The sequence below is a fragment of the Mammaliicoccus sp. Dog046 genome, from assembly GCF_034039665.1.
Classification (GTDB): domain Bacteria; phylum Bacillota; class Bacilli; order Staphylococcales; family Staphylococcaceae; genus Mammaliicoccus.
On sequence record NZ_CP120131.1, the window covers coordinates 1,536,470 to 1,548,027 of the forward strand.

Here is an 11,558-nt window from a genome sequence, read left to right on the forward strand (position 1 = left end):
ACCATTTATATAATCGATTATACAAGCACATACAACATACTTATAGATTATTTAATAAAGGAAACAATTTTTCTAAACAATCAATCAAACTAATTATTTTTCTGTTAATATAAACTCAGAATAAGGTGCTTCTAATAATTTTTTCGTAGCATATTTTATATCTTCGAGTTTAATTTGATTCACTTCATTTTCAAAGTCATTATTCGTTACTAATTCATGATGAAACATCATTGAACGCGCATTTCTAGTCATTTTATTTTGATTAGATTCAGATGCCATTAAGAAACTTGTAATGATATGACTTTTTGCATCATCTAATTCTTCTTGTGTAATACCTTCTTCAAGTAAAGATTTTAATACTTCCGTAATCAGTTCACTCGAAGCTGCAACATTTTCTTTATCAGTCGCCACATAAATCGTCAGTAAACCGTTATTATGGAAACTTTGAAAATCAGAATACACATTATAACAAAGGCCATGTTCTTCTCTCAAAACTTGGAATAGTTTTGAACTCATCGTTTCTCCTAATATTGTATTTAATATATTCGTTGCGTAATATAAATCGGATTGATAACTCGGTGCAGCATAACTTCGCATAAAGTGTGTTTGTTCTAATTCATTTTTATAATACGTTTTTTTCTTTTCAATAAAAGTCATCGTTTCATTATTTTTCTCAATGCCTTCTTCAGTTGCGTGTGATAATTGTTCAACGATTTGATCTTTAAGTTCTTGAGTGATTGCCCCTGCAACAGAAACGATTAATCGATTACTATTATAATATTTATTGTGAAAATCAACGAGTGTCGCTTTATCAATACTATTCACACTTTCAGGTGATCCTAAAATCATTCTACCTAAAGGTTGATTCTCGTATATTTCACTTTCTAATTGATCCAATAACCATTCTTCTGGTGTGTCTTCAATCATTTTTATTTCTTCAAGTATGACTTTCTTCTCACGTTCAATTTCTTCCTCTAAAAATAATGGACGCTGAAGCATATCAAATAGTAAGTCTGTTGCGATTCGGTCAAAACGTTTTAATGTTTTACAAAAGTAACATGTGTACATTTTAGTCGTGTAAGCATTGTTATAACCACCTATTTTATCAAATTCTATTGATAATTGTTGTCTTGTATAATTCTCGCTACCTTTAAACAACATATGCTCCATGAAATGAGCGATACCTTCTGGGTAATCACCTTCATCAGCTGTACCAGTATTTACATAAGCTCCAATACTGATTGTTTCACTGCTAGGTACATCTTCAAACAATACTGTCGTACCATTTTCTAATTTTAATATTTCAGTCATTCTTATCACCTCATAATAAAAATGGGCGTGAGACAATGGTCTAAATTGGTAATTTAGATTGTCATCTCACTCCCACTCATATCACTTATTCAATTTATTATTTTTGTTCGTTTTCGTCATTCAATAATACTTTACGAGATGCATTTACGCGTCCTTGACGATCAATTTCAGTTACTTTAACTAAGAATTGGTCACCCATTTTAGCTACATCTTCAACTTTGTTCACACGTTCATTTGAGAATTGAGAAATATGAACTAGCGCATCTTTACCAGGGAATATTTCAACAAATGCACCAAATTTTTCGATACGTTTAACTGTAGCCATGTAAATAGCGCCTACTTCAGCTTCACGAACGATATTTTCAATAATTTGACGTGCACGGTCAATCATCTCTTGATCTTTAGAACCGATGAATACAGTACCATCTTGTTCGATGTCTAATTTAACACCTGTTTCATCGATGATTTCGTTAATTTTCTTACCACCAGGTCCAATAACATCTCTAATTTTATCAGGCTTAATATGCATGATTTCAATTTTAGGTGCGTATTGACTTAGTTCTTCTCTAGGTTCTCTTAATGTTTCTAACATATGATTTAAGATATGTAATCGACCTAAACGTGCTTGTTCAAGTGCTTCTTTTAAGATTTGTTCACTTAAACCGTCGATTTTAATATCCATTTGAATCGCTGTAATACCTTTTTCAGTACCAGCTACTTTAAAATCCATATCGCCTAAAGCATCTTCCATACCTTGAATGTCTGATAAAATTGTATAATTATCATCTTTAGTAATTAAGCCCATTGCAATACCAGCAACCGGTGCTTTAATCGGTACACCTGCATCCATTAATGCTAATGTAGATCCACAAATTGAAGCTTGTGAAGATGATCCATTAGATTCAAGTACTTCTGATACAACTCTAATTGTATAAGGGAATTCTTTTTCATCTGGAATCACTTGTAATAATGCACGTTCACCTAACGCACCATGTCCAATTTCACGACGTCCTGGTGCTCTTACTGGACCAGTTTCACCAACTGAGAAGTTAGGGAAATTATAATGATGCATATATCTTTTCTGTTCTTCAGTACCTAACCCATCAATAATTTGATGTTCACCTAGCGCACCTAATGTTGCAACTGAAAATGCTTGTGTTTGTCCACGAGTAAACAAACCAGAACCATGGGCTCTTGGTAATAATCCAACTTCTGAAGCTAAAGGTCTAATTTCTTCTGGTCTACGGCCATCAGGTCGAACTTTGTCTTCAGTAATAAGACGACGTACTTCATCTTTAACCATCGTATCTAATATTTTGCTTACTTGTTTTAATACTTCTTCATTTTCAGGATCGTCTTCATTTACAAATTGTAAAAGAACTTCTTCCTTAACTGCAGTTATATTAATATCACGTTGTTGTTTTTCTTCAGTTCTAATAGCCGCATTAAGATCTAATGCTTCAGCTTTCGTGCGAACAGAAGCTTCAAGTGATGGTTCAACATCTACTGGTACAAATTCAGCTTTAACTGGTTGAATTTCAGCAATTACTGCTTCTTGGAATTCAACTAATCTTTGAATTTCTTTATGACCAAATAAAATCGCATTTAACATTGTTTCTTCAGTTACTTCTTTAGCACCTGCTTCAACCATATTAATCGCATCTTTATGTCCTGCAACTTGTAAATCTAATTGAGAGACTTCTTTTTGTTCTACGTCAGGATTAATGACATATTCTCCATCAACTAATCCTACATTCACGCCTGCAATAGGTCTTTCAAAAGGAATATCAGATACTGATAATGCCATTGAAGAACCAATCATAGCTGCCATTTCTGGTGAACAGTTTGGATCGACACTCATCACGATTGAGATAACTTGAACATCATTTCTATACCCTTTAGGAAATAATGGTCTAATTGGTCTATCAATTAAACGACTTGTTAAAGTTGCATCTTCGCCAGGACGACCTTCACGTTTGTTAAATCCACCAGGTATTTTACCTGCTGCATACATTTTTTCTTCATAGTTTACCATTAATGGGAAGAAATCCACATTTCTTGGTTCTTTAGATGCTGTTGCCGTTGATAACACAACAGTTTCCCCATATCTTACCAATACTGCACCATTTGCTTGTTTAGCTAATTGGCCTGTTTCTATTATTAATGGACTGCCCGCCCATTCTGTCTTAAAGACTTTTTTCTCTTGAGACATTTATGAATCTCCTCTCATACAATTAATCTATTATATCATACCACAATACCACTCTTTGATACCACAACGTATCAAAACGAATTATAAATAACAAACGTTTACATAGTATTTATTTTCATTTTCTTTATGAATAAAAAAATCGAAAGAAATCTCGATGATTTCTTTCGATAAATATAGTGATTAGCGACGTAAACCAAGTGATTTGATTAATTCACGGTAACGTTGAACATCATTGTCACGTAAGTAAGTTAATAAGTGCTTACGACGACCAACCATTTTTAATAATCCACGACGTGAATGATGGTCTTTTTTATGAGTACGTAAATGTTCGTTTAAAGCAGTGATTTCTGCTGTTAAAACTGCGATTTGTACTTCTGGAGAACCAGTATCAGTTTCGTGTACGCGGTATTGTTCGATAAGTTCGTTTTTTCTTTCTTGTGAAATTGCCATAGTCAATTTCCCTCCTAATATTATATTCACCATAAACCTGAGCAATTCGTCGGAGTGTCGATTAGCCAAGGATTAGGCACTCAAACTAGTATACATAAATTGTTTTTAATTTTCAAGTGATAATAAAGATTTAGCTTCTTCTTTATCTTTCCTAATTTGTGCTACAAGAGCATCGATGCCATCAAACTTTTGTTCTGGTCGAATAAAGTGATGCCAGAATACTTCCACTCGTTCACCATAAATACTTTCTTCAAAATCGAAAATATTTACTTCAATGCTAATTTGAGAAACAGATGGATCATGAAATGTTGGTTTTACACCTACATTACAAACACCATTATACATTTGGTCTCGTGATTTTATCAGTAAAGTTACTGCGTAAACCCCTTTTTGAGGTAGGACATAATCATCACTCGGCTCTACGTTAGCAGTAGGGAAACCGATTGTTCGGCCTCTCTTCTCTCCTTGCACAACCATGCCTTTAATCACATAAGGTCGACCTAACGATAAATTACTAGATTCAATTTCTCCATTTTCTAATGAAGCTCTAATATTTGTTGTAGATATTTTTTCTGAGCCTTCAAGTGTTTTTTTAGAAACAACATGGACACTAAATGGATAATCATTTTCTTGTAGTGAAGACATATTACCTTTGCCATATTTTCCAAAGCTAAAGTCGTAACCTGCAATAACTGCTTTGACGTGATTACGTACAAAATATTGGTCTATAAAATCATCTGCAGATACGTCAGCAAATGTTGAAGAAAAGTTCACAACAAAACAATAATCTACACCAAGTTGTCTAATTGCCTCAACTTTATCTGTTATTGGCGTTAAGTAAGTTGTGCGTTTCTTCTCTGGGTTTAGTACAACTGAAGGATGTGGATCAAAAGTCATTACAGCTTTTTTTAAATGTTTATCCTTTGCCACTTTCAACATTTTCTGAAGTACTTCTTGATGGCCTAAATGTATACCATCAAAAAAACCGATAGCTAAAGCAATATTTTCATTTACAAATTGTGATGATTTTATTGGGTGTGTAATTTCTATAACTTCCATCAAAATACTCCTTTAAAGAAAGACTTTTTTCGGTTTGTATAACGATTGATTTTTATCGTATGTATCCATAATTGCAATTGCTTTATCATTATACCAAACAACAAATTGTTCACTTTGTTTAGCATCTAATAATTGTTTATCAATCTTCTGTCCATTTTGGATGCGTTTAACAAGTTGTTCATCATTGATGACCACTTTTTCCAAACCATTCAATCCATATTCTAATGGAAGAAGCACGTCTTGTAACTTATCTTGCTCAACTATTTGAACTAATTCATCTAGTTTAACTGCTTCGTTAAGTGAAAAACCACCACTTTTCAAACGAACAAGATGCGACATGTGCGCTGGATAACCTAGCAATTCACCAATTTGCGTAGCTAGTGTTCTGATATACGTTCCTTTACCACATTCCACTTCAATTTCAAATTTACAAGTTTGATTTTCAAATGTTAAATCTGATATTAAATTAATTTCTGAAATGTGTACTTTGCGAACAGGTCTTTCAACTTCAATATTTTGACGTGCATATTCATAAAGTTTTTTACCATTGACTTTTACAGCAGAATACATCGGCGGTATTTGTTCAATTTCGCCTGTTAATTGTTTAAGAACTTGTTCTATGTCAGATACTGTCCATACTGCATCACTCACTGGACGTTCTTCTACGATATCACCCGTTTGATCTTCAGTCGTTGTACTCATTCCAATCGTCACTTCCGCGCGATATTGCTTTCCACTTTCCATTACATAATCACTTACACGCGTCGCTTTACCGATACAAATAGGTAATACACCACTTACTTCCGGATCTAACGTCCCAGTGTGTCCTACTTTTTTAGTCTTTAAAATTTTACGAAGTTTAAAGACAACATCATGACTCGTCATGCCTATTTCTTTATGAATTGCTAATATGCCATCCAAATTTATAACCCCCAAAAGCTTTATATTCCTACTTAGTTTACATGAAATTGAATATAAAAAGAAGAAATATAGTGAAATCTATTAATCATCATCACCGTCGTCATCATCAAAATCATCATCGTCATTGTCGTATATGTGTTCTTGTTGCGGTGGATTGATAGGTGTTTCTTCTTGAGTTGGTTGATTAGGAACTACAGGTGTATCATTATCTTGTGCTTCTGTTTGTTCAATATTAAACCAAGATACTGCATTTACCTTTCCGTTTATTGCATTCACTGTTACAACTGCACCTTCATTATGCCCGACATGATGTGTAACTGAATATGTCACAGGTGTCGCATGTTCATTCTTTTTTATGCTTACAAATGTTCCTCCAACTTCTTGCATGACTATTTGTTTCGCTTTTTTTTCAGTGATACCTGTTTTCTTTTGTTTATTCTGTTCTTTAGGCTTATTTTTTTCCTTGGCTTTCGTGGTTTTCGTGACTTTCTTTTTTTCAGTTATTTTTGCATCAACATTTTTAATCGTTCCCTTTAATCGATCAATTTCTACACTGTATAGTTTATTTTTGTCTTTAATTTCTACATCATATATTCGATGATCTTTTCTATTATCTAATTTAATAATGTGACCTGTATATCTTTCAGTCACTAATTCCCTCGCTTCTTTTTCGGTCATTAATTTTTCAGTAGATTTTAAATAAATAACCGCCATTAATACAACAAATAGTGCACACATCAATAACAATAGCAAAGGTTTAATTGCTTTATTCATCGTTTCACACCTTTTTTACTTTTAATATAAATGCTGTACCTTCCCCGACTTTACTGTTTACTTCAATTTCGATTTGATTTTTCAAAGCAAGTTCTTTCGCAATAGAAAGACCAAGACCAGAACCGCCAGATTTGCGAGATCTCGCTTTATCTACACGATAAAATCTAGTAAAGATTTTATCGACATCCTCTGCTGGTATCCCAGCTCCATAGTCCTTGATTGTAATTTCAATCAATTGTCCTAAATCTTTAATGTTAATATCAATATCTGATTGGCTATACTTTTGGGCATTATCAATGAAAATCGTTAATAATTGTTGAAAGCTTTCTTTATTTATTTTTGCGATTTGTGGTTGTTCAGTGGCATTAATATGAATGTTTCTATCATAAACGCGTGCTAGTCTTCTCGATAATCGCGAAACTTGTTCTACAACATCTAATTCGTCAAAATCAACATCATGAAATGACCGTTCGATTTTAGCTAAATCTAACATTTGTTCTGTTAAATATTTTAAACGTTTCGATTCCTCGTTAATCGTTTCAATACCTTCATCAAGTACATCAGGTCGTGATTTTCCAAATCGTTTTAACATTTCACTATAAGAAGTCATTACAGTAATTGGCGTTTTTAATTCATGAGATGCATTTAATATAAACGCTTCTTGTTGTTCGTCGTGACGCTTCAAATTCACCATCATTTCATTAAATGTATGGGATAATTCTTTCAATTCTTTTGTATCATTATCATTAATATCTATTTGATTATAATGTTTGGTTTCACGCGTTTGATTCATTTGATCAATTAATTCATTAATTGGTTTGAGTATAATTTGCGTAATAATACGGTTTAATAAAAAAATCACAATCAATATAATGAATGTCGATACTATAAGAATCCATCTTAATATAGAAAAAGTTTCATACTTAAAATTGATATTCTCAAAAATTTGTAAGTTACTTACTTCTCCACTTTCTAAAATAATCGGTAATGAGACCATCGCAAAGTGTTGGCCATTTTTTTGAACGACTTTTTTGTATTGTTCATTTTTATATTTTTCAGCTAAATTTTTATATTTGACGTCTGTTGATATTTGAACAATATTTTTATTGTCTTGATTCACAACAGTAATGTATCCATCAGACAATAGATGAGATTGTAAAATCATTTCTGAATTCACATTTGAATTCGTCGTATCTTGTAACTCTTTCATTATATTTATGCCACGACTCTCTAATTGTGTCACTTCAGATTCGAGTGATATTTTTTGATAAACAAAATAAACAAATAAATTAATACAAATAACAACAATAACAATCATCACAGTAGTATACAGTTGAATTTTCGTCCCTAGCTTCATTTGCTCAATCCTTTATCATATATCCAATACCTCTTACACTCGATATTAAAGATATATCCGTTTGATCTAGCTTTTTCCTTAAATACCGTACATAAACATCAATCACATTTGTATCTCCATAATAATCATATCCCCATACCGCTTCTATAATCTGTTCTCTCGTTAATGCTTGGTTTTTATGTTTGAGTAAATATATCAACAAATCATATTCTTTTTGCGTCAAATTGACGATTTCATCATTCGAATAAACTTCTCTACTTAAAGGGTGAATGACTAAATGTTTAAAGTGTATCGTTTCTTCTTTACCTTTCACCATTTCCCCGCTTTGTTTTAAATGCACCCTAATTCTGGCGAGTAGTTCTTCAATTTCGAACGGTTTAGTCATATAATCATTTGCACCTGAGTCTAATCCACTGACTTTATCCATTACAGCATCCCTAGCAGTTAACATAATAATTTTAATGTTATCATTTTCTTCCCGAATTCTGCGAAGTACTTCCAACCCATTTAACTCCGGTATCATGACATCCAATAATATTAAATCAAAGCTTTCTTCTTCAAACTTTTCTAAAGCTTGTCGTCCCGAATGTGCGATGCTAATTTTATAGTTCGCATACTCTAACTCCAACTGAATAACTCTCGCAATTTTCACATCATCTTCAACAACTAAAATCTTCTCCATGCTTCTACTCCTTATCTAAGCGAAATACCTGTATGTTGCCACCAGAAATAATAGCATCCAATCATTAACAACATGTAAATAGGCATGAGCACACAACTAACTTTCGCCAAATCTTTATTTTTAAATGGATTACCTTGTTGTTCATAAAATAATAATAAAGCCTTTGAACTCACAGGAAATGTGACACAATAATTTGTACCTATTAACGTGATAAATACAACAGCAACTGGATTTAAATGAAATGTTTCACTAAATAAGAGAAATAGCGGCACGAAAACGATTGCTCTTGTCGTATGACTTGTTACATATAAATGTGATGTAACTGTTATAACTACAATAACGATCAAAATAACAAGTTCACTCATATTTTGAAATTGCGATAGTCGGCTTAATAATTGTTCTTGTATTGCATCGACAACTTTATACTTTACGAGTAGTTCACCTAAAGCAGTTGCACTTGCTACAAACAATATTAAACTCCACGAAACACTTTTCAATCCTTGCTTCCAAGTAAGAACGCCGATATTGGGCAACATCATAATGACACTCATCGCCATCGTGATAAAAGCAATGCCAAAACCATGTATATTTTCTGTCATCCATAACAATACCGTTACTGAAATATAAATCAGCGTTTTCTTTTCTTTGATGCTGAAAGGCTTTTTCTCGTATGACGTGTTCACATTTCCATTTGCTTGTTCAGCACTGTTGTGTTCAAAGTACATTTTCTTTATTACATATAAACTTATCAATCCCATGATGAGGCCAAACGGCAATCCCCATATGAGAAATGCACTATAAGATATCGTCTCTTTCGTTTGACCTTCTAATAATCCAATACCCACAATATGACTTCCTGCACCTATTAAAGTAAGATTTGCACCAATTAATATTAAAATGGGCAATAATAATGCAAAATATGTTTGATTATGTCGATATTTAGTTGCAAAAGCATTATAAATCGGCAACATGGCTGCTGCTCTTCCAGAAGTAGAAGGAACCGTTACAGAAATGATTTGAATCAATAGGAATAAAAACATATTCATCTTTTTTTCAGAATTGCACTTTATTTCAATCCAATGTATGAGTCGTTCGTGTAGCCCACTTATTTCAACGGAAGCACCGATAATAAATGCTCCAATCATGAGCCAAACAACGTGTTCATTAAATGATGCAAACAATACATCTTCTGGTAATCCGAATAGTATACCAATGATGAGTGCAATTAACCCTGCAAGGCCTGCTGGTAATTTCGTAAATAAGAACAACCCTAACGACAATACAAAGATAATTAAACTTAACTGTCCTAAGTAGGCCATCTCTGTGTATAAAAAGATATATATAGCGAACGCTAAATATAAACACAAGTATAAAATTTGTCTATTTGTCATCCTACCACATCTACTTCTTTATTCATTTGATTTCCTATATTGAAACCAATCATGATATGTCGCAATGCATTTTCAGAACAATTTTCTAGCCATTTAAAAGCACCTATCATTGAATTTTCTAATGTTGTTGGCTCTGGAATAATACTACTATATGCATCGATACCACTTTGATAATTGATTTTTGCATTTCGTCCAATTGTACCCGCAAACGCAATTACCGGTTTTTGATGTATTTTTGCAATTCTTGCTACTTCAGAAGGAATTTTCCCATTCGGTGTTTGATAATCAATACAACCTTCCGCTGTGATTACAAGATCTGCATCTTTTATCGCATCAGATATTTCAATGTGTTTCATAATTATCTCAAATCTTGGATGAAGTTTAGCATTCAAGAATCCATGTAATCCTGCACCTAGTCCACCAGATGCACCACCACCATTCATTAAAGAAACATCTTTTTTGTTCATACTTTTAATTAATCTAGCGAGATGCGTTAAGTTTTGAGATAACCTTTCAACATCTTCAGGAGATGCGCCCTTTTGTGGACCATACACTTTAGCAACACCTTTGTCTCCGCAAAGTACATTTGTCCAATTCACTGCAACGTCGATATCGACTTGATGTACTCTAGTGTCCATATACTTCATATCAACGCCGTGAATACGATCTATTTCACCGCCACCATTCACAAAGATTGGTTCCCCTTTATGATTTAGAAATTTAATGCCTAATGCTTGTGCCATGCCAACACCACCATCAGATGTACCAGAATCTCCACAACCGATTAATATACGATTGGCACCATGGTCTAATGCTTTAATAATTGTTTCTCCCACACCAAAAGTCGTTGTATTTAATGGATTTCTCATATTATGAGGTACATGTCTTAAACCAGCTATCGCAGCCATTTCTATTACAGCAGTCTTTACACCATTTTCATTAAACAGACCAAAAAATGAATCGATTGGTTTGCCAACTGGCCCCATAACTCTTGTTCTAATTTTCTTCCCTTGTTTTAATTTGATAATTGTATCAACAAAACCTTCGCCCCCATCTACCATCGGAATCATTGTTACTTCATGATTAGAATCAACTTTTTTAATCCCCCTTGATATTGCACTTCCTACTTCTTCTGCACTTAAATTTTCTTTAAACCCTGAAGGTATAACAACAATTTTCATTTTATTTTCCTCCTCAAATTGATTTACTGAACTTACTAACAATTTACCTTTACAAAGTTCATAAACAATTAGAGAAAAATTAAAAATTGATTAAAAAATTTAACGCCTAGTTGTAGTTTGGAAAATTTATAATGAACTACGTTATGTATTGTATTGAGAAATATCATATTGTGGAACCTATTTATCACGTTTGCCGAGTCTTGATAAATTCAATCGTTCT

10 protein-coding genes are annotated in these 11,558 nt (G+C 33.1%); all 10 read right to left on the minus strand.

Annotation, left to right across the window (positions count from 1 at the left end; genetic code table 11):
* Nucleotides 1–93: 93 nt before the first annotated feature.
* The 10 genes from P3U32_RS07710 to P3U32_RS07755 all read right to left on the minus strand — a co-directional run bounded on the left by P3U32_RS07710 (nt 94) and on the right by P3U32_RS07755 (nt 11,338).
* A complete protein-coding gene (locus P3U32_RS07710) occupies nt 94–1,311 on the minus strand; it encodes a M16 family metallopeptidase (RefSeq protein WP_323702537.1) in 1,218 nt (405 codons plus the stop codon).
* A 97-nt stretch (nt 1,312–1,408) separates the two neighbouring features.
* A complete protein-coding gene (pnp, locus tag P3U32_RS07715; RefSeq protein WP_323702538.1) occupies nt 1,409–3,523 on the minus strand; it encodes a polyribonucleotide nucleotidyltransferase in 2,115 nt (704 codons plus the stop codon).
* Nucleotides 3,524–3,703: 180 nt separating this feature from the next.
* Nucleotides 3,704–3,973, minus strand: a complete 270-nt coding sequence (rpsO, locus tag P3U32_RS07720) for a 30S ribosomal protein S15 (protein ID WP_323702539.1) — start codon at nt 3,971–3,973, stop codon at nt 3,704–3,706.
* A gap of 105 nt (nt 3,974–4,078) precedes the next feature.
* The gene (locus P3U32_RS07725) at nt 4,079–5,032 is read right to left on the minus strand and encodes a bifunctional riboflavin kinase/FAD synthetase (protein WP_323702540.1); all 954 of its coding nucleotides are present in this window, start codon (nt 5,030–5,032) and stop codon (nt 4,079–4,081) included.
* A 12-nt stretch (nt 5,033–5,044) separates the two neighbouring features.
* Entirely contained in the window at nt 5,045–5,953 is a 909-nt protein-coding gene (gene truB / locus P3U32_RS07730; protein ID WP_323702541.1) for a tRNA pseudouridine(55) synthase TruB, read from the minus strand.
* 81 nt (nt 5,954–6,034) lie between these two features.
* Nucleotides 6,035–6,727 carry a PepSY domain-containing protein gene (locus tag P3U32_RS07735; protein ID WP_323702542.1) on the minus strand — a complete coding sequence of 231 codons (693 nt, stop codon included), beginning with the start codon at nt 6,725–6,727 and terminating at the stop codon, nt 6,035–6,037.
* A 4-nt stretch (nt 6,728–6,731) separates the two neighbouring features.
* Entirely contained in the window at nt 6,732–8,084 is a 1,353-nt protein-coding gene (locus P3U32_RS07740) for a sensor histidine kinase (RefSeq protein ID WP_323702543.1), read from the minus strand.
* 4 nt (nt 8,085–8,088) lie between these two features.
* Nucleotides 8,089–8,766, minus strand: coding sequence for a response regulator transcription factor (locus P3U32_RS07745; protein ID WP_323702544.1), 678 nt, complete (start codon nt 8,764–8,766; stop codon nt 8,089–8,091).
* 11 nt (nt 8,767–8,777) lie between these two features.
* The gene (locus P3U32_RS07750) at nt 8,778–10,157 is read right to left on the minus strand and encodes an SLC13 family permease (protein ID WP_323702545.1); all 1,380 of its coding nucleotides are present in this window, start codon (nt 10,155–10,157) and stop codon (nt 8,778–8,780) included.
* Nucleotides 10,154–11,338, minus strand: coding sequence for a glycerate kinase (locus P3U32_RS07755; protein WP_323702546.1), 1,185 nt, complete (start codon nt 11,336–11,338; stop codon nt 10,154–10,156). The genes P3U32_RS07750 and P3U32_RS07755 overlap by 4 nt, the downstream gene beginning before the upstream one ends.
* Nucleotides 11,339–11,558: the final 220 nt, after the last annotated feature.

What these genes read in the sequence shown, in the direction of transcription:
- P3U32_RS07710 (WP_323702537.1), bottom strand. Translation starts at nt 1,311, where the DNA reads ATGACTGAAATATTAAAATTAGAAAATGGTACGACAGTATTGTTTGAA.
- pnp (WP_323702538.1), bottom strand. Translation starts at nt 3,523, where the DNA reads ATGTCTCAAGAGAAAAAAGTCTTTAAGACAGAATGGGCGGGCAGTCCA.
- rpsO (WP_323702539.1), bottom strand. Translation starts at nt 3,973, where the DNA reads ATGGCAATTTCACAAGAAAGAAAAAACGAACTTATCGAACAATACCGC.
- P3U32_RS07725 (WP_323702540.1), bottom strand. Translation starts at nt 5,032, where the DNA reads ATGGAAGTTATAGAAATTACACACCCAATAAAATCATCACAATTTGTA.
- P3U32_RS07735 (WP_323702542.1), bottom strand. Translation starts at nt 6,727, where the DNA reads ATGAATAAAGCAATTAAACCTTTGCTATTGTTATTGATGTGTGCACTA.
- P3U32_RS07740 (WP_323702543.1), bottom strand. Translation starts at nt 8,084, where the DNA reads ATGAAGCTAGGGACGAAAATTCAACTGTATACTACTGTGATGATTGTT.
- P3U32_RS07745 (WP_323702544.1), bottom strand. Translation starts at nt 8,766, where the DNA reads ATGGAGAAGATTTTAGTTGTTGAAGATGATGTGAAAATTGCGAGAGTT.
- P3U32_RS07750 (WP_323702545.1), bottom strand. Translation starts at nt 10,157, where the DNA reads ATGACAAATAGACAAATTTTATACTTGTGTTTATATTTAGCGTTCGCT.
- P3U32_RS07755 (WP_323702546.1), bottom strand. Translation starts at nt 11,338, where the DNA reads ATGAAAATTGTTGTTATACCTTCAGGGTTTAAAGAAAATTTAAGTGCA.